Source organism: Microbacterium sp. ER1 (assembly GCF_023383675.1).
Lineage (GTDB): Bacteria > Actinomycetota > Actinomycetes > Actinomycetales > Microbacteriaceae > Microbacterium.
This window is the reverse complement of the sequence record NZ_QCXO01000138.1, coordinates 205554-230481: the sequence shown is the minus strand read 5'-3', so window position 1 is coordinate 230481 and position 24928 is coordinate 205554. Positions and strand designations below refer to the sequence as shown.

Sequence of the window (24928 nt, the reverse complement as noted above, 5' to 3'; positions counted from 1 at the left end):
CTGGAGCGCGTGCGTAAAACGTCCGCCGTTCTGGCCTCCCTCAGCCTCGCCGCCCTCGCTCTGACGGGGTGCAGCGTGACCTCTTCGTCCGCCGACGCCTCGTGCGATCGTGGCGGACACGCCAACGGCATCGACAGCGCCGTCACCGTCTCCGGTGAGGTCGGCTCCGAGCCGAACGTCGAGATCTTCGCGCCGGTGCGCCTCACGGAGACGTCCTATGCGGACGTCGTCACGGGGGACGGCCGTGCACTCGTCGACGACGCCCAGCCGCTCGTCGCCCAGATCTCCATCTACGACGGGGCGACCGGCAAGCAGGTTTTCGCGACCACGTACGACGAGGACACCACGCGCGCCTCGACCATCGGGTCCTGGGCCGCGCAGTCTCCCGGACTCGCCGATGTCCTGGAGTGCGCGACCGGCGGCAGCCGCATCGTGGCGGGTCTGACCCCGGAGGACTTCGGGGAGGCGAACCTCGGCGGCTTCGGCATGGGCCAGGACGACATCGCGGTGTTCGTCATCGACGTCGTCGACGCGTTCCTCCCGAAGGCCGAGGGCACGCTGCAGTTCAACGACGCGCAGGGCATGCCGACCGTCGTGCGCGCCGACGACGGCACTCCCGGCATCATCATCCCCGACAGCGCCGCCCCGGACGAGCAGGTCGTCCAGACACTCATCCGCGGCGACGGCGAGGAGCTGACCGAGGAGCAGACGCCGCTCGTGCACTTCACCGCGGTGAACTGCGACGACAAGACCGTCGTGCAGAGTACTTGGGGCCAGTCCGCCACCGACGGCATCCGACAGATCGCCGCGCCGGTCGCGGATGCGCTGGTCGGGAAGCCGGTCGGCTCGCAGGTCCTCGTCGTGCTCCCCAAGACCGAGAGCTCCCCGGCCATGGCCGTCGTGGTCGACATCCTCGGCGTGTCCCCGGTCGCCGCACCCTGATGGCCGCCCGGATCCCTGCCGAAGAGCGCCTGACGAATCTCGTCGTGGCGCTGATGGCCACGGAGATCGGGCTCACCAAGCAGCAGATCCTCGACAACGTCTCCGGCTACCGCCAGCGCGCCGACGCGGGGACGCGGTCGGACGCGCTCGAGAAGATGTTCGAGCGGGACAAGGACGAGCTCCGCTCGCTGGGTGTCCCCATCGAGACCATCGGTGACGCGGCGGACCCGAACGATCTCCGTGAGGCGAGGTATCGCATTCCGCAGGCGGAATACGATCTGCCAGGGGACATCGAGTTCTCGCCCGCCGAGTTGGCCGTGCTCCGCCTCGCGGGCAGCGTCTGGAGTTCGGAGTCGGTCTCGGGAGACGCACAGTCCGGTGTCCGCAAGATCCGGGCCCTCGGCATCGACGGCGACGAGCCGATCATCGGCTTCGCGCCGCGGATCACCGCGCGCGACCCTGCGTTCGCCCCGCTGCAGGACGCGATCGAACGCAGCAGGGTGGTGTCCTTCGACTACGTGAAGCCGGGCGAGGACGCTCCTCGACGGCGTCGGATCCGGCCCCTCGCCCTCGTTGACTATGAAGCGCGCTGGCACGTGTACGGCGTCGACGTCGACATCGACGAGGACCGGACGTTCCTGTTGAGCCGCATCGTCGGCGACGTCGTCGTCAGCACGAGCACCTTCGACCCCGCGTTGCGCGAAGGGGCGGGGGAGCGGGCTCTGCGGGGTCTGGAGCGCGTCGCCGCGGAGAACTCGGCACTCCTGGAGGTGACGCCCGGCACTGAGGCCGCGTTGCGGCTCGGGCGGCGGGCGACGCCCGCGGCGCAGGGAATCCACGTCCCCTTCGTCGATCTGCACATCTTCGCGGACGAGCTCGCGTCCTACGGTCCCGAGGTCCGCGTCGTCGAGCCCGCACGACTCCGCGATGCTGTGATCGGCCGCCTGCGCGCGGTGGTCGAAGCCCACACCGATGCGGAGGTGTCCGCATGAGCGCGGCTCCCAAGCCTCTCCTCGCCGCGGAGCGCGTGCGTCTCTACCTGACGCTCGTCCCGTACCTGCTCGAGCACGGACAGGTCTCACTCGCCGAGGCCGCCGAGGAGTTCGGCGTGACCCCGCGGGAGATGCGGGCGATGGTCGAGAAGCTGACGGTCATCGGCCTGCCGGGCGAGGCGGGCTACTGGCAGCAGCCGCAGGAGATGTTCGACATCAACTGGGATCTCCTCGACCTCGAGGACGTCATCGAGATCACGAACGACGTGGCCCTCCGCCGCGTGCCGCGCTTCACCGCACGAGAGGCGGCAGCCCTGCTCGCCGGTCTGCAGATGGTCGCCGCCGTCCCGGCCGTATCCGACTCCGGACTCGTCGCCGGCCTCATCTCGAAGCTCTCGCGCGGTGCCGCCGATGCGCCGGCCGACGTCGTCGTCGCCCCGACCGCGGTGGACGAGGTGCGTGAGGTCGTCGCGCGCGGCCTGCAGAACGGGGTGGCCGTGTCGTTCACGTACCAGGCTCCCGACGCCGAGCCCACCACGCGCACCGTGGATCCCGTGCAGATCCTCATCACGAACGGACAGTGGTACCTGCAGGGCTGGTGCCACATGCGCGAGGCGATGCGCACGTTCCACCTCGATCGCGTCAGCGCGCCCACCCTCACCGACATCCCCAGCACGCACGGCGGCGACCGGGTGCCGGAGGCGTTCGCCGGGCTGGAGGAGGAAAGGGAGGTCACCGTCCGCGTCCCGGAGCGCCTCGCTCCGCTGCTCAGCGGTTTCGTGCCCACGGAGACGCTCCGCGCCGGCGACGGGATGGTGACGACGCAGCTCCACCTCGCGGACCCCCGCAGCATTAAACGGCTCGCGGCTCGTTTCGGCGGTGCGATGGAGGTCACGGATCCGGGGATCGCGCGGACCGCCACCCGGGAGTGGGCCGCCGCGGGACTCGCGCTCTACCACCGGCCTGATGCCGAGGTTTGATCTGTAGACTGGGGCGGAAAGCCCCCCTACGACGGGATTGTCGATATGTTCGCTGGAATGCAAGGCTGGCACCTGCTCATCGTGCTGGCCGTTATCCTCCTCCTCTTCGGCGCTGCCAAGCTGCCGGCTCTCGCGAAGAGCATGGGCCAGTCGGCCCGCGTCTTCAAGGGTGAGATGAAGGCCATGAAGGAAGAAGACGCGGTTCGTGCCGAGTCGGCTCCCGCGGAGCCGACGACGGTGAAGGACTCGGGCACCGACCCTGAGACTCCGCCTCGCGCCTGACCGGCCGTGGCAGCCATCGAACCGACCGTGATGCCGACGGCGGATCGGGATCGGCGGATGTCGCTGGGCGCACATCTCGTCGAACTGCGCAAGCGCCTCATGTACGCGGCGATCGCTCTGGTCGTCGGCATGGTCGTGGCGTTCATCATCGCGGACCCGGTCATCCACTTCATCACCGGTCCGATCCGCATCATCTCGGAACAGCGAGGTGATGACTTCAGCGCCCTGAACTTCGCGACAGTGACGTCCGCGTTCGACATGCGTATGCGCATCGCGTTCACGATCGGCCTGTTCCTGTCCGCACCCGTCTGGCTGTGGCAGATCTGGGCCTTCATCATGCCCGGCCTCACCCGCAAGGAGATCCGCTACACCGTCGGCTTCGTCGTCGCCGCGGTGCCGCTGTTCTTCGCGGGGTGCTATCTCGGGGTGCAGATCATGCCGCACGTCATCGAACTCATGTGGAGCTTCACGCCGGAGGGCGGCACCAACTTCTACTCCGCGCAGGAGTACTACGACTTCGTGTTCAAGCTGATGATCGTCATCGGCATCTCGTTCGTCCTCCCCGTCTTCCTCGTCGCGCTCAACCTCGCCGGCGTGATGTCGGGCCGCGCCATCCTCAAAGGGTGGCGGGTGGCGATCCTCATCGCGACGATCTTCGCCGCGCTGGCGACCCCGGCAGCGGATGTGGTGAGCATGCTCATGCTGGCCGGCATCCTCATCGTCCTCTTCTTCGCAGCGGCAGGACTCTCCCTCCTCTTCGACCGACGCAAGCGCAAGCGGGACACCGCCGCCGGACTCGTCCCGGACGCCACATGAGTTCGCCGTCCGAGCGGTACGCGCAGGCTCAGGAGAGCGCCGCGCACCCGGAGACGGCGGCGTTCGCCGCGCGCCAGCGCTTCCAGCTCGATCCGTTCCAGCTCGCCGGCTGCCACGCCCTGGAGAACGGACGCAGCGTTCTCGTGGCCGCCCCCACGGGTGCCGGGAAGACCATCGTGGGGGAGTTCGCCATCCACCTGGCGATGCAGACCGCGACGGACAAGGCGTTCTACACCACGCCGATGAAGGCGCTGTCCAACCAGAAGTTCCGCGAACTCGTCGATGTGTACGGTGCGGACGACGTCGGTCTGCTGACGGGCGACACCAACATCAACGGCAACGCACGCATCGTGGTCATGACCACCGAGGTCCTGCGGAACATGATCTATGCCGACTCCGCGGCTCTGCGCGACCTGCGCTACGTCGTGATGGACGAGGTGCACTATCTGGCCGACCGCTTCCGGGGTGCCGTGTGGGAAGAGGTCATCATCCACCTCCCGCCCCGCGTGCGCCTGGTCTCGCTGAGCGCGACGGTGTCGAACGCCGAGGAGTTCGGCGACTGGCTCGACACGGTTCGCGGTGACACCGAGGTCATCGTCTCCGAGATCCGTCCGGTGCCGTTGGAGCAGCACGTGCTCGTGCGCGACGACCTGCTACCGCTCTTCGACGACCGTGCCGGCATCGCCACGGCTCAGGTGAACCAGGAGCTCATGCGCATCCGGTCGTTCACCGGCTCCACCTACGAGAGCAACCGTCAGGCGCAGTCGTATCGCAGCAACCGGCACGCCGGGCGGCAGGCCCCCCGACCGCCGCGGGGCGGGCGTCGCCCCGTGCGCGCGGCGAACGCGCGCCGGATCGAGCGCATGGACCGCCCGGACGTGGTCGAGCTACTGGAACGCTCGAACCTGCTCCCCGCCATCTTCTTCATCTTCAGCCGCGTGGGCTGCGACGCCGCGGTGCAGCAGGTACGGCGCTCCGGGCTCCGCCTGACCTCGGCGGAGGAGCGCGCCGAGATCCGGGCCATCGTCGAGGAGCGCACGCGCACTCTGCAGGACGAGGATCTCGGGGTGCTGGGCTACTGGGAATGGCTGGACAACCTCGAACGGGGCGTGGCCGCCCACCACGCCGGCCTCCTGCCGGCCTTCAAAGAGGTCGTCGAGGAGCTGTTCCAGCGCAAGCTGCTCAAGGTCGTCTTCGCGACCGAGACGCTGGCCCTCGGCATCAACATGCCGGCGCGGACGGTGGTGCTCGAGAAGATGGAGAAGTTCAACGGAGAGGCTCGCGTCGCGATCACCTCCGGTGAGTACACACAGCTCACGGGCCGCGCCGGGCGCCGCGGCATCGACGTCGAGGGGCACGCGGTCGTGCAGTGGAGCGAGGGCATGGACCCGCAGGCCGTCGCCGCCCTCGCGTCGCGGCGGACCTATCCGCTCAACTCCAGCTTCCGGCCGACGTACAACATGGCCGTCAACCTCATCGACCTGTTCGGCCAGGCGAGAGCCCGGGAGATCCTGGAGTCGTCGTTCGCCCAGTTCCAGGCGGACCGCGCCGTGGTCGGGCTGGCCAGACAGGTGCGGGAGGCCGAGGAGTCGCTGGCCGGCTATCAGTCGGCGATGGCGTGCGAGCACGGCGACTTCCCGGAGTACGCCGCCATCCGCCGCGAGCTGAGCGACCTCGAGAAGAAGAACCGGCAGGACACCCAGGCCCCGCGCGCTGCTCGGGACAAGCGGATGAAGCGGATCCAGACGCTCCGCACGCGGATGCAGCGCCACCCCTGCCACCGCTGTCCTGACCGCGAGAAGCACGCCCGGTGGGCCGAGCGCTACTGGAAGCTCAAGCGCCAGACCGATCGCACGCGCCGTCAGATCGAGACCAGGACCGGCACGGTGGCCCGCGTCTTCGACCGTGTCGTCGAGGTGCTGGAGACACTGGACTACGTCCGTCGCGACGAGGACGGGATGCACCTGACCGACGCCGGGCGCACGATGCGGCGGATCTACGGTGAGCGCGACCTGCTCGTGGCCGAATCGCTGCGTCAAGGCCTCTGGAAGGGGCTGGACGCGCCGTCGCTGGCCGCGATGGCATGCTGCCTCGTGTACGAACCGCGCCGCGACGAAGCGAATGCGGGGGAGCGGGGCCTCCCGAGGGGCGCCTTCCGAGCGGCATACGAGAAGACGACCGCTCTCTGGGCCGAGCTCGACGACCTGGAGCAGGACCATCAGCTCCCGGGAAGCGAGCCGCTGGCCGCCGGGCTCGCGGGTGCGATGCACGCCTGGGCGCGCGGCGGGATGCTCGACCGCGTCCTCATCGATGCCGACATGGCGGCCGGCGACTTCGTGCGGTGGGCGAAGCAGACCATCGACCTCCTGGATCAGCTGTCCATCGTCGCGGAAGACGCCGCGCTCGCACGCACCGCCCGGGCTGCCCTCGACGGTGTGCGCCGTGGCATCGTCGCCTACTCCTCGATGTGAGATCCGCCCGCATGACCGAAGCCTCCGTCCGTCGACGCGCCCTCCTGCCCCTCTGGGCCGCCGTTCCCCTGGCCGGCCTGGCTGCGCTGCTCATGGACCTCGCGTTCCCCGAGGCGGCGATCTGGATCCTGGCCTTCCCTGCCACCGCCCTGCTTCTGCTCGCGCTGATCGGCCGTCGGGCCGGGGGAGCGCTGCTCGTGGGTCTCGTGTACGGCGTCGTGTTCTTCGCGCTGCTCGTGTCGTGGACGTCTCGATACCTCGGGCCGCTGCCCTGGGCGGCTCTGAGCGTCGTCGAGGGTGTCCTCACGGCCGTCGGACTCATCCCCGTGACCCTCGCGTACCGGTGGCTGCCCCGAGCCTGGCCGGGCGTGGCGGGACGTCTGCTGACCCTCCCGGCCGTCGTCGCGGCGCTGTGGGTGGGGCGGGAGCTGTTCCTCGGCTGGTGGCCGTACGGCGGCTTCCCCTGGGCTCGTCTCGGGATGAGCCAGGCCGAGAGCCCCCTCGCCGCGCTCTCCTCCTGGATCGGCGTGAGCGGGCTGAGCTTCCTCATGGTCTTCCTCGTCGCGATGGTGATCGAGATCATCCGGATGGGGCTCTGGCGGCGACCGATCACCCTGCTCGCGCCGGCCGCCCTCGTCCTGGTCCTCTTCTTCACGCCGCTGTTCCCGACCACGCCGTCCGGCTCGATGCGCATCGCTGCGGTGCAGGGGAACGGGCCGACCGGCTACTTCGACGAGCGCGAGCCCTTCGCCGTGATCCAGGCGCAGACGGAGGCGACCGATCCGCTGTACGGCGAGGACGTCGACCTGCTCGTGTGGCCGGAGGGCGGGCTCGATACGGATCCCTTCGCGAACTCCGCCATCGCGCGACGGATGACCCTGGTGTCGAACCGCATCGATGCGCCGCTGCTCGCCAACGCCGCCACCGGCCGCGGGAACCTCTACTACAACACCTCGATGCTCTGGCTGCCGGACGGCACAGCGCCGCAGAAGCACGACAAGCGTCATCCCGTGCCGTTCGGCGAGTACGTGCCGGATCGGGCCTTCTTCAACGCCCTGGTCCCGGATCTCATCGGGCTGATCCAGCGCGAATACACCCCGGGCACCAACCCGCCGATCGTCGAGGTGGGCGATGTCCGCGTCGGTCTGGCGATCTGCTTCGACGTGATCTACGACGACGTGATCACGGAGGGGTTGAACGGCGGCGCCGAGGTCCTGGTCTTCCAGACGAACAACGCCGATTTCCGCGGCACGGACGAGAATCTCCAGCAGCTCGCGTTCGCACGGATGCGCGCGATCGAGACGGGCCGGAGCGTCGTCAACATCTCCACGGTCGGCACGAGCCAGGTCATCCTCCCGGACGGGCGGACGGTCACGAGCCTGGACGCGGATGAGGCCGGAGCGATGCTCGAGGATGTCGAGCTCCGCTCCGGCCTCACGGCGGGAATCGTCCTGGGCCCCTGGCTGCAGCAGGTGCTGCTCTGGGGCGGTCTGGGCGCGCTCGGTCTCGGGTGGTGGCGCGCCCGTCGGCGCTAGGCGCCGATCTTCTCGCGGGTGGGGTCCTCGCCGGCACCGCGCCGGGCTCGGATGTACGCGAGGCGCTCTTCGAGAAGCTCCTCCAGCTCCGCACGGGTACGGCGCTCCATGAGCATGTCCCAGTGGGTGCGGGCGGCCTTCTCGTCGGTGACCTCGAGGGTGACGGCCTCGCCGTCGACCTTCAGGCGGGCTTCCGCTCCGCAGGAACGGCACTCCCAGGTCTGAGGCGGTTCGGCATCGGCGGCGAACATGAGCGTGGTGTCGTGTCCGCAGGTGTCACAGGTGTAGGTGGTTTCACGGCGCTCCATGAAAACGACGCCCTCTTCGCTCTGTAGGCTCTGGGCGCCGAGTCGGATGCCGCGCAGGCTGCGATCTGCCATTGTGTGGTCCTCTCGTCGCTGTCAGGTATAACGTTCGAGCCTGTGCGCTTCATCCACGTCGGGGCGTTCTGCGCGGTATTCACAGGGGAATCCCAGCGCCGGAGGATATGGGGCGCTCAGGGCTTCCGGAACGTGGCGACGGCGAGGTCGGCGCGGTCGGTCACGACGCCGTCCACACCCGCGTCGATGAGGCGCCGCATCTCGTCCGCGTCGTTCACGGTCCAGACGTGGACCTCGGTGTCGGCCCGGTGGGCGGCGCGGAGGAGTGCGGGCGTCAGCACCCTGATCGCGCCGTGACGCTCGGGGATCTGCAGGGCGTCGATCTCCCGGAGCAGTCTGCCGGGGGAGAGGCGCACCGCGGAGAGCGAACGCAGGGCCGCGATCGTCCGACTCCCGCCGGAGGTGGCGGGACGGAGCGCCGTGCCGGTCTGCCGTACGGCCTCCAGAGTCGCCCGCCGGTTGGCATCCGAGAAGCTGGTCACGAGGACACGATGCGTGTGCGCGGCGAGGATGGGGCCCAGCGGCGCCGCGGCGGCCGGTGTCTTCACGTCGATGTTGAACCGGGTCTCCGGGAATGCGGAGAGCGCCTCGGCCACCGTGAGCAGACCGCCGTGCTCGGCGAACAGCGCGCTCAGCTCCCGCGTCCTGACCTCGTGGACGGCGCGCGGATCGTCCACGAGACGGCGCAGATCGTGATCGTGGAAGAGCACGACGTCACCGTCGGCGGTGACCTGGCAGTCCGTCTCGATGTACTCGGCCCCGGCGGCATGCGCCGCGGCGAAGGCGGCCGCGGTGTTCTCCCAGACGCCGGATTCCCGCCCCTCGGCGGTCACCAGGCCCCGATGGGCCAGGATGCGGGGCTGCTCGGCCTTGACGAAGTATGGGTGCGTCACGCGCCGGCGGGGGGAGTGGTCGAACCCTGGCCCGTCTTGGGAGTGAAGGCCGTGCCGATGCCCTTGAGTGCCTCGGTCAGCTCGCTCGGGATGATCCAGAGCTTGCTGGACGGGCTTTCGCTGATCTTCGGGAGCATCTGCAGATACTGGTAGGCGAGGAGCTTGTCGTCCGGCGCGCCCTGGTGGATCGCGGTGAAGACGCTCTGGATCGCCTCCGCCTCACCCTGGGCGCGCAGGACGGCCGCCTGCTTGTCACCCTCGGCTCGGAGGATCTCTGCCTGACGAAGGCCCTCCGCTTCGAGAATCGCGGACTGCTTCGTCCCCTCGGCGGTGAGGATCGCGGCGCGGCGGTCCCGCTCGGCGCGCATCTGCTTCTCCATGGAGTCCTGGATGGACACGGGCGGGTCGATGGCCTTGAGCTCGACACGACCGACGCGGATGCCCCACTTGCCGGTCGCCTCGTCGAGGACCACGCGGAGCTGCCCGTTGATGTTGTCGCGGCTCGTCAGGGCCTCTTCGAGGTTCAGACCACCGACGACGTTGCGGAGAGTCGTGGTGGTGAGCTGTTCCACGGCGCCGAGGTAGTTCGCGATCTCGTACGTCGCGGCGCGGGCATCGGTCACCTGGAAGTAGACGACGGTGTCGATGGAGACGACGAGGTTGTCCTCGGTGATCACGGGCTGCGGCGGGAAGGACACCACCTGCTCGCGCATGTCGATCAGCGGCCGCAGGCGGTCGATGAACGGCACGAGGATGTTGAGGCCGGGGGAGAGGGTCTTGTGGTACCGGCCGAGCCGTTCCACCACGCCGGCGGTCGCCTGCGGGATGATGCGGATCGCCCGCGCGATCGTGACGATCACGAAGATGATGACCGCGATCACCAGGATCCAGATGATCACGGTCGGGATGATCGATGCGTCGTCCACGCGTGCTCCTAGTCGTTGAGGGGTCGGACGATGGCGGTCGCGCCGTTGATCGCACTGACGGCGACAGGCGCCCCCGCGGGGATGGCCATCGGGGTGGTCGTCCTGGCGGTCCAGGTGTCGCCGTTCGCGAGCTTCGCCTGGCCGGAGATCTGCGTGATCTCACTGAGCGCGATGCCGCGGAGGTCGACCAGCGCCTCGACGTTCGAGCGCGTGGGATCGGCTCCGCGGTGCAGGCGGCGCAGGAGGGGTGGCCGCAGGAAGAGGATGAAGAGGGCGGATGCCAAGGCGGCGATGAGGATCTGGATCCAGACCGGGAGGCCGACGAAGTCGGTGACGAGACCGATCACACTCCCGAAGCTCAGCATCAGGAAGGTGAAGTCGAGGGAGAGCATCTCGATGACGAGGAAGACGGCGATGAGGACCAGCCACCCGATCCATGCCCAGTGGTCGATGAACGTGACGAACGTCGAGAAGTTGTCCATGCGGCCTCCTTTGCCGTCAACGTACCACGCGCGGCGACAGCCGACCGGCCGCCACCGCGCCCCCTTGGTAATCTGTGAGAGCCGTGCGCTCACGGCGTTCCACGCACCATGAGGAGTCACCCGTGACCGACGTTCTTCCCGCAGGATCCCTCGACGGCAAGGTGGCCCTCGTCACCGGCTCATCGCGGGGGATCGGCGCCGACACCGTGCGGTACCTCGCCGAGGCCGGCGCCGACGTCGTGATCAACTACCGGAACAAGGCGCCGCGCGCGGAGAAGCTCGCGGCGCAGCTGCGCGAGCTCGGCCGTCGGGCGCTGGTCGTCGGTGCGGACCTCACCGACCCCGCATCGGTCGCCGAGATGTTCGACGCCGTCCGCGCCGAGTACGGGCGCCTCGATGTGCTCGTCCTGAACGCGTCGGGAGGCATGGAGTCGGGCATGGCCGAGGACTACGCCCTGAAGCTCAACCGTGACGCGCAGCTCAATGTGCTCGACGCCGCGACGCCGCTGCTGTCGGACGGCGCACGCGTCGTGTTCGTCACCAGCCACCAGGCGCACTTCATCCGCACGACGCCGACGATGCCCGAGTACGAGCCCGTCGCGCTCTCCAAGCGCGCCGGTGAGGACGCGCTGCGGGAGCTCATCCCCGGTCTCGCGGAGAAGGGGATCGGCTTCACGGTCGTCTCCGGCGACATGATCGAGGGCACGATCACCGCGACGCTGCTCGAGCGCGCGAACCCGGGTGCCATCGCCGAGCGCCGCGAGTCCGCCGGCCGCCTCTACAACGTGTCCGAGTTCGCCGCGGAGGTCGCCAGGGCCGTGATCGATCCCGTCCCCGCGGACAACACCCGCCTCGTCGGCGACGTGAGCGCCTTCGCCGCGGAGTAGTCGTCAGACGCCAAACGCCCCGGACCCGCTGCTGCAGGTCCGGGGCGTCTCGCGTCTGCGGATCAGACGGCGGCAGCGCCCGTGGTGAAGGCCTTCTCGTCCTTGCCGAGGGTGATCGCGCGGATGATCTGCACGATGCCGAGCACGACGAGCGAGATGCCCAGGAGCAGCCAGAGCGCGAAGCCGGCGATGACCGGCGAGAAGAGGACGATGATTCCGGCGATGATGCTGAGGATCGCGTAGATCAGCGTCCAGACCCGCGATCCGTCGCTGCCGAGCAGCGAGAGCGCCACGACGCCGTCGACGATCCAGCTCACGCCGATGAAGATCACGACGACCAGCGCGAGGGTGGCGGCGGCGACGTTCAGGTTGAAGAACGCGATGACGCCGGCGACGATGTAGAGCAGGCCGAGCACGATGTGTCCGACGCGCGACCAGCCGCCCTTCGCGCGGGAGAAGATGCCGAGGCCGATGTACACGACTCCCGCGACGATCAGGTAGGACGCGAAGATCGCCGTCACGATGACGGCCGACTTCACCGGCCAGACCAGCAGCGCGATGCCCGCGAGCAGCGCGAGAACGCCGGAGACCGCGAGAGCGACGCGGATGGATTTGAAGAACGACTTCGTTTCAGCGAGTGCTTCAGACATGGCGGGGAACCCCTTCTGAGAGAATCCTGTGAGGATGCCCCCAGGGTAGCGCCGGATCTCCGGCAGCGGGGGAGGAGGGCCTCCGCGCGTCGCGGATGGTCATTCCGCGTCTTCCGGCGTCATGGCAGGATCATGACGTGACACCGGTGGATGATGCTCGCCTGCGGGAGCTTGTCGTGATGAGGAAGGTCCGCGACCGCATCGATCGCGAGTACGCGAAGCCCTTGGACGTCGAGGCTCTGGCGCGGGGCGTGCACCTGTCGGCCGGCCATCTCAGCCGGCGGTTTCGCGAGACGTACGGCGAATCTCCGTACTCCTATCTGATGACCCGCCGCATCGAGCGTGCCATGGCGCTGCTGCGTCGCGGCGACCTCAGCGTCACCGAGGTGTGCTTCGCGGTGGGCTGCTCCTCGCTGGGCACGTTCAGCACCCGGTTCTCGGAGCTGGTCGGTGTCCCACCCAGCGTGTACCGTGAACGCGCCGCGAACGTCGAGGGCATCCCGTCGTTCCACGCCAAGCAGGTCACCCGACCGATCAGGAATCGAGAAGCGCCGCGCCCCGAGGCGCACCTAACGTGAGCATCATGAAGATCAGCATCCACTACGCCTTCCTCCCGCACACCGACGCCGACGCCGCCCTCGGCTTCTATCGCGACGCCCTCGGCTTCGAGGTGCGCAACGACGTCGGATACGACGGCCTGCGCTGGCTCACGGTCGGCCCGGTCGGCCAGCCCGAGACCTCGATCGTCCTCCACCCGCCGGCCACCGACCCCGGCATCACCGAGGCGGAGCGGCAGACCATCCTGGAACTCATCGCGAAGGGCAGCTATGGCGCTCTCACCCTCGCGAGCGATGACCTGGACGCCCTGTTCGAGCGGCTGGTCGCTGTCGGCGCCGATGTCGTCCAGGAGCCGATGGACCAGCCCTACGGCGTCCGCGACTGCGCTTTCCGCGATCCCGCCGGCAACCTGCTCCGTATCAACCAGGCCGCCTGACGGCGCCACCACCACGAAGGACGCCGCATGACCGCTGCCGAGCACCCCGCGGACACCCACGACCTCATCCGCGTGCAGGGCGCGCGCGAGAACAACCTCAAGGACGTGAGCGTCGACATCCCGAAGCGACGTCTGACGGTGTTCACCGGGGTCTCGGGGTCGGGAAAGAGCTCGCTCGTCTTCGACACGATCGCCGCCGAATCGCGTCGGATGATCGACGAGACGTACAGCGCGTTCGTGCAGGGCTTCATGCCGTCGGTGCCGCGGCCCGACGTCGACGTGCTGGAAGGGCTCACCACGGCGATCATCGTGGACCAGGAGCGTCTCGGCGCGAACCCGCGGTCGACCGTCGGCACCGTGACGGATGCCAATGCCATGCTCCGCATCCTGTTCAGCAAGCTGGGCCAGCCCTACATCGGCGGCCCGACGGCGTTCTCCTTCAACATCCCGACGCAGAAGGCCAGCGGAGTCATGACCGGGCCGGGTGGCGAGAAGAAGATCGTGAAGGACGCGATCTACCTCGGCGGCATGTGCCCGCGATGTGAAGGCAGGGGAGTGGTGTCGGACCTCGACCTGTCCCAGATCGTCGATGAGTCGAAGTCCCTCGACGAGGGCGCGATCATGGTGCCCGGCTACACCGCCGACGGCTGGATGGTGAAGGGGTTCTCGCAGTCCGGGTTCTACCCGGGGGACAAGCCCATCTCGTCCTTCACCGAGAAGCAACGCCACCTCTTCCTCTACGGAGAGGTCACGAAGGTCAAGGTCTCGGGCATCAACATGACCTACGAGGGTCTGATCCCGAAGATCACGAAGTCCATGCTCTCGAAAGACCTCGACGCGCTCCAGCCGCACATCCGTGCCTTCGTCGAGCGCGTGGCCACCTTCGCGGTGTGCCCGGAGTGCGACGGTACTCGTCTCACCGAGGGCGCGCGATCCTCGAAGATCGACGGCGTGAGCATCGCCGACGCCTGCCACATGCAGGTGACGGATCTCGCCGCGTGGGTCCGCGGCCTGGATCTCCCGGGAGCCGGGCCGCTGCTCCAGGCGCTGAGTGCCAACCTCGACGCCTTCGTGACCCTCGGCCTGGGGTACCTGAGCCTGGACCGGCCCTCGGGGACGCTGTCCGGGGGAGAGGCGCAGCGGATCAAGATGCTGCGGCACCTGGGGTCCTCGTTGACCGACGTCACCTATGTGTTCGACGAGCCCACCATCGGGCTGCATCCGCACGACATCCAGAGGATGAACGGCCTGCTGCTCCGACTCCGCGACAAGGGGAACACGGTACTCGTCGTCGAGCACAAGCCGGAGACCATCGCGATCGGCGATCACGTCGTGGACCTGGGGCCGGGTGCGGGAAGCGCCGGGGGAGAGATCTGCTATCAGGGGAGCGTCGAGGGTCTCACCGCCAGTGGGACACTGACGGGGCAGCACCTCGATGACCGCGCGCAGCTGAAGGACGCCGTGCGTGACCGCACCGGCGCGATCGAGGTGCGCGGCGCATCCACGAACAACCTCCAGAACGTCGACGTCGACATCCCGACCGGCGTCCTGACCGTCGTCACCGGTGTCGCCGGCTCCGGTAAGAGCTCGCTCATCCACGGTTCGGTGACGGGACGCGAGGGCGTGGTGGCGATCGATCAATCCGCCATCAAGGGCTCGCGTCGCAGCAACCCCGCGACGTACACGGGGCTGCTCGAACCCATCCGGAAAGCCTTCGCGAAGGCGAACGGCGTGAAGCCCGCCCTGTTCAGCGCGAACTCCGAGGGCGCCTGTCCTACGTGTAAGGGCGCCGGTGTCATCATCACCGAGCTCGGGTTCATGGACACGATCGAGACCCCCTGTGAGGACTGCGGCGGTAAGCGCTTCCAGGCGGCGGTGCTGGAGTACAAGCTCGGCGGCAAGGACATCACAGAGGTGCTCGACCTTCCGGTCTCCGAGGCTCGTGTGTTCTTCAGCGAGGGCGAGGCCAAGCTCCCGGCCGCGGCTGCCATCCTCGGACGCCTGGAGGACGTGGGGCTCGGGTACCTGTCGCTCGGCCAGCCGTTGTCGACTCTGTCGGGCGGTGAACGACAGCGCATCAAGCTCGCGATCCAGATGGGCGAGAAGGGCGACGTGTACGTGCTGGACGAGCCGACGACGGGTCTGCATCTCGCTGACGTCGACACGATCCTCGGCCTGTTGGATCGACTCGTCGACGCCGGCAAGACGGTGGTCGTCATCGAGCATCACCAGGCCGTCATGGCACACGCCGACTGGATCATCGACGTCGGACCGGGAGCCGGCCACGACGGCGGCCGCATCGTGTTCGAGGGAACGCCTGCCGAGCTCGTCGCTGACGGGTCGACGCTGACGGGCGAACATCTCGCGGCGTACGTCGGTCGGTGAGGGGAAAGTCGAGCGTTCCGGGCCCTCTCTTGCCCTCGCCCACTCCGCATGCGGATTATCCGATAATGCACATTATGTCAGCTTCTAGTCTGCGTATTGCATCAGATGAATCACCACGGTCCCCCGGGCGACATGGTGCTGCGAGACGTCTGGCGAGGGCTCTGACCTGCGCAGATGCCTCTCCGTACACGATGTCGAGCAGCGGTAAGGCGCCCGGGGCTGTGCGTGGACGCGTTTGAGCCGGTTACGCAGACAGGCTCTGTTGCAAAAATCGTGAAGCTTGAGCATGCTTGGCGGAGATTGGACGGACGGAACGATGACGGATTTCAAGTGGCGCCATTTCCAGGGTGATGTGATCCTGTGGGCGGTGCGCTGGTATTGTCGCTATCCGATCAGCTATCGCGACCTTGAGGAAATGCTGGCGGAACGCGGCATTTCGGTCGACCATACGACGATCTATCGCTGGGTCCAGTGCTACGCCCCGGAGATGGAGAAGCGGCTGCGCTGGTTCTGGCGGCGTGGCTTTGATCCGAGCTGGCGCCTGGATGAAACCTACGTCAAGGTGCGGGGCAAGTGGACCTACCTGTACCGGGCAGTCGACAAGCGGGGCGACACGATCGATTTCTACCTGTCGCCGACCCGCAGCGCCAAGGCAGCGAAGCGGTTCCTGGGCAAGGCCCTGCGAGGCCTGAAGCACTGGGAAAAGCCTGCCACGCTCAATACCGACAAAGCGCCGAGCTATGGTGCAGCGATCACCGAATTGAAGCGCGAAGGAAAGCTGGACCGGGAGACGGCCCACCGGCAGGTGAAGTATCTCAATAACGTGATCGAGGCCGATCACGGAAAGCTCAAGATACTGATCAAGCCGGTGCGCGGTTTCAAATCGATCCCCACGGCCTATGCCACGATCAAGGGATTCGAAGTCATGCGAGCCCTGCGCAAAGGACAGGCTCGCCCCTGGTGCCTGCAGCCCGGCATCAGGGGCGAGGTGCGCCTTGTGGAGAGAGCTTTTGGCATTGGGCCCTCGGCGCTGACGGAGGCCATGGGCATGCTCAACCACCATTTCGCAGCAGCCGCCTGATCGGCGCAGAGCGACAGCCTACCTCTGACTGCCGCCAATCTTTGCAACAGAGCCAATCCGGGTGAGGGGTCGAAGGGTTCGCCGTTGTTCGCGGAGATGACGATTAACGCACCCAAGAGCCTGTCGGTCGCCGCCGCCCTCCACCCCGAAGTATCTAGCGCCCTCGACCAAGCGCAGCAGGATGCACTTGGAGAGATTCGCCGCTGGCTCGGCCAACACTCCGTCATCAGGGTCGGGCCGCGTGACGCGCGGGAAGTGCTGCCTATCGAGCAGATGCAGGTCGTCGGCATCCGCCACAAGACCTCGCGGGCTGGTGATCCGCACCGGCATATTCACATGCAGATCGGCACTCGGGTGTTTGCGGCTGGGAAGTGGCGGGCACTGGATACGGCGGCGTTGTTCAAGCAGCAAGGCGCGATCCGCGCCCTCGGAACCGCGGTCATCGCCGCGCACCCACACCTCGCGCAAACCCTCGCAGAGCATGGCCTGACCCTCGATCCCGTCTCCGGCGAGGTAGTTGAGTTGCAGCCATTCAATGGGGTGATGTCGAAGCGGTCTGCGCAGATCAGACGCAACCTCGTCCGGCTCGAAGCCGAATGGGAAACAGAGCACCCCGGCGAAGCTCTCGGCCCGATCATGACCGCGAAGTTGCAGGGCATCGCCTGGACACACAAGCGGCCAGGGAAGAAGCCGACTGATTTGAAGAACGAGCAGTGGTGGGTGCAGGAACTCCGCGACGCCGGATACGACCCGCTGCACCTCGACGCAGCACCGTGCAGCGCCCGGTGCAGTTGGATGAACTTGCGGTGCAGGAGGTTGCATCACGGGCACTGGATCGCTGCGCCGCCGCATCATCAGCATGGACGAAACACAGCATGCAGGAGCACGTCACCCGCATCACCACCGAACACGGAGTGCAAGCAACACCTGCCGAGCTGCGCGAGTTCATCAAGATAGCGACCGACCTTGCGGTCTCGGATTGCTTCTCCGTCCTGCCACCGGGTGCGGCGACGCCGGAACATGTCGCGCACCTGACCAGCCTCACCGTGATCGCCGCCGAAACCGCGCTCCGCGACCGCTTCGCCGCCACCACCCCAGAGCAAGAATCGAAGCACCCGGACATGACCGACGCCGCACAAGTAGCGGGGCTGAACAAAGGGCAGGCGGTCGCTGCTGCTGCGGTTGCATCATCTGACCCGTTGGTGATCGTGGAGGGTGCTGCGGGCAGCGGGAAGACGACGATGCTGCGCACCGCCATCGACGTCGCCGCCCAGCACAGCAGGGCGTCACGGGTGGTTGCACCGACGCTGCGCGCGGCGCAGGTCGCGCACGAAGAACTCGGCATCCCCGCAACGAGCGTTGCGGCGCTCGTACATGCGCACGGATGGCGATGGAACTCCGATGGCGTATGGACACGCCTACACCCTGGCGACGCTGACCCCGACACCGGGCGCACCTTCACCGGCCCGCCCGACGATGCTGTGCTGTCGCGGGGTGAACGGGTAATCGTGGACGAGGCCGGGATGCTCGACCAAGACACCGCCCACGCCCTCCTCACCATCACCACCGAAGCCGGAGCGACCGTCGCGCTTGTCGGCGACCGTGCCCAACTCCCCGCTGTCGGTCGGGGCGGGGTACTCGACATGGCCGCACAGATCAGGGGCCGTACATACGACATGACCGAGCTGCACCGGTTCGCCGACGCCGAGTACGCGACACTCACGCTGACGATGCGCGACCGGGAGAACCCCGGCGAGGTGTTCGACCGGCTCACTGCCATGGGCCTCGTGATACTGCACGCGGACGAGGAACAAGCCCAGCAGCACATCACAGAGCAAGCTACTGAGGGTGAGGCGATCACGGTCGCCTCGAACGACAAGGCAGCGGCGTTGAACGAGCGCATCCGCATGGGGCGGGTCGAGCGAGGCGAGGTTGATGACACGATCACGGCGACCGGCAGCGACGAGCTGCCTATCGGTCGGGGTGATCTGATCCAGACGAGGAGGAACGACCCCGCGCTTGGCGTGGCGAACCGGCAGCAATGGATCGTGCAGCACGTCGCTGGTAATGGCACCGTGTACGCCCGCGAGACCGGCAGCGGGCGCAGGAACCCCCGCACCGTCGCCCTCCCGCCTGAGTACGTGAGTGAACACGCGCACCTGTCCTACGCAGCAACCGCGTACGGCGTCCAGGGCGCAACCGTCAACGCCTCCCACACGATGCTGACTGAGGCGACGAGCGCGGCAGGCGTCTACGTTGGCATGACCCGAGGCCGCGAGCACAACTGGCTGCACGTTGTTGCCGAGGATATGGCGGAGGCTCGGGCGCAGTTCGTTGCAGCGACGGAGCGCGATCCCGCAGACCGGGGCCTCGACCACGCCACCGCACAAGCCGCCGAAGCCGTGCGTGGCATCGTCAAGGACGGCCCGATCCAGCGCGTCACCGAAGAACTCGCCAGACTCGACAGGGAAGCCGAACGTGCTGAGCGGCATGCGGATCGATGGGAGCAGGCCGCCAACCGGCTCGATGCCCAACGCGCTGCGCACCGGGCCGAGAGCGACGAGAGCACCGCCGCGCTTCGCCAGGCCGAGGAAGAGGCCGCGCGGGTGCGTGCCAAGGTCGCCGCGCCCCTCACCAAGCAAGCCGAACAAGACGGAGCGACGTACCTTGCCAGAGTAGAAGCAGAGAGGACAGCGAGCACACGCCTCGCCACTGTCGGGCGATTCGGGCGGCGTAAGGCCCGCGACGAGCACCGCGCCGCCAGCGAACAAGCAGCAACCATCCGAGTACACCTTCGCGATGAGTGGGACGCCGAACCGCCACGAACCCGCAGCGCACTACCCGAATGGGCTACACAGGTCGCGGAGCGGCGAGCAGAAGCCGATCCCCGCGTGAGCGAAGCCAACCAAGCTGTCGAAACCGCGCGCACCGAACGAACCACAACGGTTGACCGTCACCGCAACGAACGGCTGGCGCTCTTGGCAAGCGAGTACGGGGCTGAGAATGCCCGCGCTCACCAGTACGGGATGCGCGCCCTCAACCCTCGACGCAATGCCCGCGATGCTCGCACCCGCGCAGACTTCCTTCGCGTCGAGAGTGCAGAACTCCGCAGCCTCCCGACGAACGTCGCCGCCAAGCTCATCGAGACGAAGCGCGCCGAGCAGGAGCGTGGTCGGCAGCAGGCAACGGAACGGGCCAGGCAACTGCATAGTCCGTTTGCGAACGATCCCCAACGCTATGACCCGCGCCGCGAGGGACCAGCGCGCGGCCTGTGATCAGTCACGCAGTTCCTGTGGTCCACATGACCTATCCTGGCGTCGGGTATGATGCTTGGCATGGGTAACTTGATTTGCGTGTTCGCTGCGACGCACACGCTTGCTGTCCGCGACCGCCGCGCCTAACGGCGCGCCTCGCTGAACGCTTCGCGCGTCGTCCATCCGAGAGACCATTCGCGTCTCGGAACGGCGATCTTGCGCACCCATTTTTTCTCTGTGCTCTGCCCTGTTTCCGAGGCGCTCCATCCTTCTTTCTTGGAGCGCGAACATGCCTCGTTCATCCCACGGCGGCCGACACGAACTCGGCCAGAACTTCCTCACCCACACACCCACTATCAGCAAGATCACAGCCCTCGTTACGGCGACGAAGGGGCCGATCCTTGAACTCGGCGCTGGAGCCGGTGCACTCACGAGGCCTCTCGCGCAACTCGGCAGGCCAGTGACTGCGATCGACATCGACGAGCATCGGATCGCAAGCCTCCAAAGCGCACTGCCAGGCGTGACGATCAATCACGCCGACGCGCTCACCGTTCCTCTCGACCATCCCGTGATCGTAGGGAACATCCCTTTCCACCTCACCACTCCGATTCTGCGACGGCTTCTCCGGGGCGGCACCTGGACCGAGGCCGTGCTCCTCACTCAATGGGAGGTCGCACGCAAGCGCTGCGGGATCGGTGGCTCCACCATGCTGACTGCGCAGACTGCGCCCTGGTTTACCTTCGACCTCCACGGCCGGGTTCCCTCCTGGGGTTTTCGCCCACGCCCCAGCGTTGATGGGGGCATCATCCAGATCAGTAGACGCAACCATCCTCTCGTTCCCGGTTCACAGCGCAGCCGGTACGAACAGTTCGTACGCGCGGTGTTCACCGGTCGAGGCGGAACCCTCGAGCGCATCATCGCGAACGCGGGCCGCCTCGATCCTGGACAAGCCAAGCAACTCTTGAGGCAGAGTGGCATCGACACACGCGCGTTGCCGCGAGACCTGACACCAGAGCAGTGGGCCGGAGTCTGGAACGCGATGCCTGAGCAGCCACCACTCAAAACCCACCAAACACGACCACGGTCTAACGATTCATGATCTCGCTGCCCGCGATGATCAGTCGGTCGCGCGAGTGAACTCTCACCGACCGGTAAACTACAACCGCGCACACGCGCACGATCACAGGTGAGTGCGTTTAGGGCACCTCGGCTAGCCGAGGTCGACGTGCTCGGCGACGTAGCTCACGGGCAGCGTGATCGTGGTGCGCCGCTTCGATCCTGCCCGCCGCACGGTGAGGGATCCGTCGTCGTTCGCATGGGCGACGTGCCAGCGGTCGCCGTTTTTCACCCAGCTTCGCCCGAGCGAGAGGCGCCGATTGTTCTCGCGGGTGATGATGAGATCTCCGCGGGAAACTTCGTTGCCGTCATGGAGTTTGACGCCGTCCACAGCGACGTCGCCCTGGAGGATTCGGTCGGTGCGGGCGCGGGTGTTGAGCGCAGAGACCGTGTCGAGGGTTTCCGCGATCAGCACCGTGCTCTTTCCCGCTGCGAGGTCTGTGCGCCAGGCTTGGTAGGCGGCTTCGAGAATCTCGTCATATCCGCCCGGCGTGACGCGCTGGTGCGCAATGTAGGTATCGATGACGTCGGTGTCGCCGATCCGCAACTGCAGGGACGCCTGCTTCTCCCAGTCGTTTCGGAAGCGACGCACATCGACCAGTTCCGGGGCGTCGCCGCGGTCACGCACGAGCATCCCGAACGCGCCGCCCGCGTCCACCGCTGCGAGTTGCGCCCAATCGCCCACGAGCAGCACTTTCGCGCCGACCTGCTGGGCGTGACTGGTGATGGCATCGAGCGCGAACGTGCCACCCAAGGAGGCTTCGTCGATGATGACGAGCTGTCCGCGCGTGAGGTTCCATTTCCCGAGGCGATGCTCATGCAGCCACTTCGCCGTGTTCTCCGTCCCGATCTCCAGATCCCCGGCGAGGACGTCGGCGGCAGCGGCCGAGGGCGCGAGCCCGGTCACCGAGCCTGGCCCGTAGCGTCGCTCCCAGGCTCGGCGCAGGGCACGCATCGTTGTGGTCTTCCCAGTCCCTGCGGGGCCGACGAGTACGTCGAGGACGCGGCCGGAGACGCCGATCTTCGCGATCGCCTGCTCCTGGTCCACCGACAGGGTGTGCCCGTCGCGGTTCTTCGTTCTGGCAGCGTCCTCGATCCATGCCAGCGGTACGGTCGGCGCCGACCGATCATTCGACGCGCCAAGGAGTCGGTCTTCTGCCGCGAGCACCTGCTCGGAGGAGAACACCGTTCCGGCTTTGGGTCGGAACACGCTCGACCCGTCCGCGCGACGAAACAGCGAGGGGCTCTTCGCGAGCTCGGGCGGAGTGAGGCGCAGCGAGACCCGTTCTGCGGCATCGACGATCTGCTGGGTGATGACGTCCCGGTCGTTCGCGGACGCGAAGCGGAGAGCCATCGTCTGTCGCACGGCCTCCGCGTGGAGGTTCCACCGTTTCCACGTCGCTCGCCGGTCACCGACCTGCTGCACCACGACCTCGGCGACCTCCTCGAGATCCTCCAACGGGATATCGTCTGCCCGCAGCAACGGTTCGTGCTCACTACCGGCGAGCAGTGCCGACGCCCAGGTTGGCGCGTCCTCACCCAGCAACGCGGTCGCGCGTTCTCGCCACTGGGAGGTGAGATCGCTGAGAGAGTGCTGCTGCTTCGGGGGCCGAGTCTCGAGCGTGGCCTGCTGCCGGAACTGCCACACCAGCTTCGGGGACGGCTGCCTCCCGTGCTTCGAGACGTAGTCGTCGACCAGCCGGTCTTTGACCTGCTCGATATCGCGAGTACGGGAAGAGAACTCGTCCATCAGCTCCTGCGGCACGCCAACGATCTCCCACGCCGTGGAGCGCCCCGCACCGCGCTCACGGGCTTCCCACCCGACGCCGAGGATCTGAGTGAGATGGTCCGAGAGGACCGCGTTGTAATGCTCCGATAGGCCGGTGACGGCGGCGTGGATAGCGCGAGAATCGAGCGTGCGCCACTTCCCGTCATGAGCTGCTTGCACGCGGTTGGCGACGACAATGTGCGTGTGGAGTTGTGGATCCGCGGCCCGAGAATCGTAATGATCGTAGGCAGTCGCAATCACACCCCGCACGTCGACTTGCGCGACGGCGCCACGCGCCCCTTTCGCGCCGACCCTGGTCATCGCGACGTCGCGCTCGAGTAGGGCGATCATGTCTCGGATCGCTGCGTGGTGAGCTTGGGCAATGAGTGCTTGCGTGCCGCCGTCGGCAACTGCCCAGAGGGTCGAGACGGACTTCGGGACCGAGAACGTGAGATCGAACCCTGCGACCGGCGCATTCGTTGGCTTCTGTGCTTCCTCCGCCTCGATCAGCGCTTGCTGCGCGGTACGCTCACCTGCGGTAAGGGACTTCGGGAGCTGATCGAGGCGGCGCTGCGTCCGCTCGCCCGCGGTGGCAAACTTTCGGTACGGACGCCCCAGTTGCTCGCCGCTGTTCGGATCCTGCCCGTGCCCCATGAGGCGCCGTAACTGCTCCTCGCTCACCGAGGCACCGACGGCGATCTCTCCGGCGAGTCCTGGGAGGCCGGCCCCGAGCCAGATGCCGGGAGGCGTTCCTGATTCAAGGTAGTACCTTGTCAGCGCTGACGACGCATCGCGATCCCCGTCGCCAGCGACAACTGCGTTCAGCAGGTACCGGTACCCGTCCCCAGCGGTCATGACCCTGATCGAGATCGTCACACTGGGCAGGTGCGCCGCAGATCTTGGGATCTACCCTCGGAAGGCGGAGAGCGCGATGTTTGCGTCAATGCAGGGAGATAGCGAAGAGCGCGCTTCAACGGAGATGCTCGAATGGGTCCACGACGGATTGGACTCCGTGGTCGCGGCAGACGTAGACGATTCACACGCCGTACCCGTCGGCGCCGCTCGGCTCGGGGTCGCATTCTGCGCGGCAGACGTTACAGAGCCGGTGCTCGTTGCTCCCCCAGACCGTGACCTCGATATCGTCGGGGATCTCCATTCCGTCGAACTCCATATGCGGAGGTTAGCTGTCGCGGATTGAGTCGTGTCAAGATGCGGCACCGATGCTAAACCGCCGTTACCTATGGTCATCGCGCCGGTCACGCACTCGACGCTTAGTTCTTGAGGTACTCGAGGACGGCGATGACGCGCTTGTTTCCTGTGCGCTCGTTAAGGTCGAGCATGGTGAAGATGCTGCTGATGTGCCGTTCCGCGATCGCGACGCGACATGCATACGGTCCCTGATTTGCTCGTTAGTGAGCTCCGTAGCCATGAGCAAAACGTCAGTATCGCGGAGGAGCTGCTGCGGGAGCGGGAAAGGATTGACCTTACTGACGCAGAGACCCAAAGCGCGAGCATCCCTCATCGCTTTGATGCCAGCCCTTCAACCATTGCAACTAACCCGAACTCGAAATCTAGGTCTTGATCGACAGGCTCACATCCGTTGTCGAGCGCTGTTTGTTCTTCTAGTACGAAACCGACCGTATAGCGGCTGATAGCCATGAGAGCTCGGACCGCAGAGACCTCAGCGAATCCTTCGGACACGAGAAACTCGATCTGACTTTCGGGGGCATCCGAGCCCGCTGGCATCTGGTCACTCTTTTGACGGTGAAACTCTGCGTGCAGCCGTGCTCCATCCCGGACTGCCAGAAGCGCTGTCCGGAAGCTCCGCGCGTTGCGCAGGAGAAAGTCGTCCCAGCGCTCCCCTGACTCTGGGAGTGAGGCGTGGTGTTCGCGATCAAGCACATCAGCTGCGAGCGATCCGAGCAGGTGGCCCTTTGTCCGAAAGTGCCAGTAGAGCGCTGGCTGCTGCACCCGCAGATGCGCAGCCAGCGCCCGCGTGGTGAAACCGTCGATCCCCGTGTTATTGAGCACATGCCTCGCACCGCGCAAGACTGCTGCACGATCGAGTCGCGCTTGTTTCTGAGCCATGCTTGC

The 24928-nt window shown here is 67.0% G+C and carries 23 protein-coding genes; 16 read left to right on the top strand and 7 right to left on the bottom strand.

Going from position 1 to position 24928, the window contains the following annotated elements; all coding sequences use genetic code 11:
• Nucleotides 1–9 precede the first annotated feature (9 nt).
• From BV453_RS14410 to lnt, 7 genes are read left to right on the top strand one after another with little or no spacing between them, the layout of a single operon-like run.
• On the top strand, nt 10–942 hold the full coding sequence (locus BV453_RS14410) for a hypothetical protein (protein WP_249521896.1): 933 nt from the start codon (nt 10–12) through the stop codon (nt 940–942).
• The gene (locus BV453_RS14405) at nt 942–1934 is read left to right on the top strand and encodes a YafY family protein (protein ID WP_249521895.1); all 993 of its coding nucleotides are present in this window, start codon (nt 942–944) and stop codon (nt 1932–1934) included. The genes BV453_RS14410 and BV453_RS14405 overlap by 1 nt, the downstream gene beginning before the upstream one ends.
• On the top strand, nt 1931–2914 hold the full coding sequence (locus tag BV453_RS14400) for a YafY family protein (protein WP_085607488.1): 984 nt from the start codon (nt 1931–1933) through the stop codon (nt 2912–2914). Before BV453_RS14405 ends, BV453_RS14400 begins: the two co-directional genes overlap by 4 nt.
• A gap of 45 nt (nt 2915–2959) precedes the next feature.
• Nucleotides 2960–3196, top strand: a complete 237-nt coding sequence (gene tatA, locus BV453_RS14395; protein WP_025103438.1) for a twin-arginine translocase TatA/TatE family subunit — start codon at nt 2960–2962, stop codon at nt 3194–3196.
• Nucleotides 3197–3253: 57 nt separating this feature from the next.
• Nucleotides 3254–4012 carry a twin-arginine translocase subunit TatC gene (gene tatC, locus BV453_RS14390; RefSeq protein WP_025103439.1) on the top strand — a complete coding sequence of 253 codons (759 nt, stop codon included), beginning with the start codon at nt 3254–3256 and terminating at the stop codon, nt 4010–4012.
• Nucleotides 4009–6483 (top strand): RNA helicase, encoded by a 2475-nt coding sequence (locus BV453_RS14385; RefSeq protein WP_025103440.1) that lies wholly within the window; start codon nt 4009–4011, stop codon nt 6481–6483. The genes tatC and BV453_RS14385 overlap by 4 nt, the downstream gene beginning before the upstream one ends.
• 11 nt (nt 6484–6494) lie before the next feature.
• Nucleotides 6495–8018, top strand: a complete 1524-nt coding sequence (gene lnt / locus BV453_RS14380; RefSeq protein ID WP_249521894.1) for an apolipoprotein N-acyltransferase — start codon at nt 6495–6497, stop codon at nt 8016–8018.
• Here lnt and BV453_RS14375 read toward each other — a convergent pair.
• The 4 genes from BV453_RS14375 to BV453_RS14360 form a co-directional block, all read right to left on the bottom strand.
• Nucleotides 8015–8398, bottom strand: coding sequence for an RNA polymerase-binding protein RbpA (locus tag BV453_RS14375; RefSeq protein WP_025103442.1), 384 nt, complete (start codon nt 8396–8398; stop codon nt 8015–8017). The two genes, lnt and BV453_RS14375, sit on opposite strands and share 4 nt — an antisense overlap.
• A gap of 116 nt (nt 8399–8514) precedes the next feature.
• A complete protein-coding gene (locus tag BV453_RS14370; protein WP_025103443.1) occupies nt 8515–9291 on the bottom strand; it encodes a glycerophosphodiester phosphodiesterase family protein in 777 nt (258 codons plus the stop codon).
• Nucleotides 9288–10217 (bottom strand): SPFH domain-containing protein, encoded by a 930-nt coding sequence (locus BV453_RS14365; RefSeq protein ID WP_249521893.1) that lies wholly within the window; start codon nt 10215–10217, stop codon nt 9288–9290. Before BV453_RS14365 ends, BV453_RS14370 begins: the two co-directional genes overlap by 4 nt.
• 8 nt (nt 10218–10225) lie before the next feature.
• Entirely contained in the window at nt 10226–10699 is a 474-nt protein-coding gene (locus BV453_RS14360) for an NfeD family protein (protein ID WP_025103445.1), read from the bottom strand.
• Between the two features lie 122 nt (nt 10700–10821).
• On the opposite strand from BV453_RS14360, the gene BV453_RS14355 reads away from it, so the two are divergent.
• Nucleotides 10822–11586, top strand: a complete 765-nt coding sequence (locus tag BV453_RS14355) for an SDR family oxidoreductase (protein WP_025103446.1) — start codon at nt 10822–10824, stop codon at nt 11584–11586.
• 62 nt (nt 11587–11648) lie between these two features.
• On the opposite strand, the gene BV453_RS14350 is transcribed toward BV453_RS14355, so the two are convergent.
• A complete protein-coding gene (locus BV453_RS14350) occupies nt 11649–12236 on the bottom strand; it encodes an HdeD family acid-resistance protein (protein WP_025103447.1) in 588 nt (195 codons plus the stop codon).
• A gap of 179 nt (nt 12237–12415) precedes the next feature.
• Here BV453_RS14350 and BV453_RS14345 point away from each other — a divergent pair, with 179 nt between their 5' ends.
• The 7 genes from BV453_RS14345 (at nt 12416) to erm (ending at nt 21049) form a co-directional block, all read left to right on the top strand.
• Entirely contained in the window at nt 12416–12814 is a 399-nt protein-coding gene (locus tag BV453_RS14345; RefSeq protein WP_051582213.1) for a helix-turn-helix transcriptional regulator, read from the top strand.
• A gap of 5 nt (nt 12815–12819) precedes the next feature.
• On the top strand, nt 12820–13230 hold the full coding sequence (locus tag BV453_RS14340; protein ID WP_025103449.1) for a VOC family protein: 411 nt from the start codon (nt 12820–12822) through the stop codon (nt 13228–13230).
• A gap of 27 nt (nt 13231–13257) precedes the next feature.
• Nucleotides 13258–15615 carry an excinuclease ABC subunit UvrA gene (locus tag BV453_RS14335; protein WP_249521892.1) on the top strand — a complete coding sequence of 786 codons (2358 nt, stop codon included), beginning with the start codon at nt 13258–13260 and terminating at the stop codon, nt 15613–15615.
• A gap of 316 nt (nt 15616–15931) precedes the next feature.
• Complete coding sequence (locus tag BV453_RS14330; protein WP_001389365.1) at nt 15932–16696, top strand: IS6-like element IS6100 family transposase; 765 nt, start codon at nt 15932–15934, stop codon at nt 16694–16696.
• Nucleotides 16697–16780: 84 nt separating this feature from the next.
• On the top strand, nt 16781–17653 hold the full coding sequence (gene mobF, locus BV453_RS14325; protein ID WP_249521891.1) for a MobF family relaxase: 873 nt from the start codon (nt 16781–16783) through the stop codon (nt 17651–17653).
• Nucleotides 17572–19971, top strand: a complete 2400-nt coding sequence (locus BV453_RS14320) for an AAA family ATPase (RefSeq protein ID WP_249521890.1) — start codon at nt 17572–17574, stop codon at nt 19969–19971. The genes mobF (BV453_RS14325) and BV453_RS14320 overlap by 82 nt, the downstream gene beginning before the upstream one ends.
• A gap of 268 nt (nt 19972–20239) precedes the next feature.
• A complete protein-coding gene (gene erm / locus BV453_RS14315; protein WP_182048909.1) occupies nt 20240–21049 on the top strand; it encodes a 23S ribosomal RNA methyltransferase Erm in 810 nt (269 codons plus the stop codon).
• A gap of 111 nt (nt 21050–21160) precedes the next feature.
• On the opposite strand, the gene mobF (BV453_RS14310) is transcribed toward erm, so the two are convergent.
• The gene (gene mobF / locus BV453_RS14310; protein ID WP_249521889.1) at nt 21161–23689 is read right to left on the bottom strand and encodes a MobF family relaxase; all 2529 of its coding nucleotides are present in this window, start codon (nt 23687–23689) and stop codon (nt 21161–21163) included.
• On the opposite strand from mobF (BV453_RS14310), the gene BV453_RS14305 reads away from it, so the two are divergent.
• Nucleotides 23688–24032 carry a hypothetical protein gene (locus BV453_RS14305; RefSeq protein ID WP_064846259.1) on the top strand — a complete coding sequence of 115 codons (345 nt, stop codon included), beginning with the start codon at nt 23688–23690 and terminating at the stop codon, nt 24030–24032. The two genes, mobF (BV453_RS14310) and BV453_RS14305, sit on opposite strands and share 2 nt — an antisense overlap.
• Nucleotides 24033–24352: 320 nt before the next feature.
• Here the strand turns inward: BV453_RS14305 and BV453_RS14300 are convergent, their stop codons facing one another.
• The gene (locus BV453_RS14300) at nt 24353–24922 is read right to left on the bottom strand and encodes a TetR/AcrR family transcriptional regulator C-terminal domain-containing protein (protein ID WP_010154754.1); all 570 of its coding nucleotides are present in this window, start codon (nt 24920–24922) and stop codon (nt 24353–24355) included.
• Nucleotides 24923–24928 lie beyond the last annotated feature (6 nt).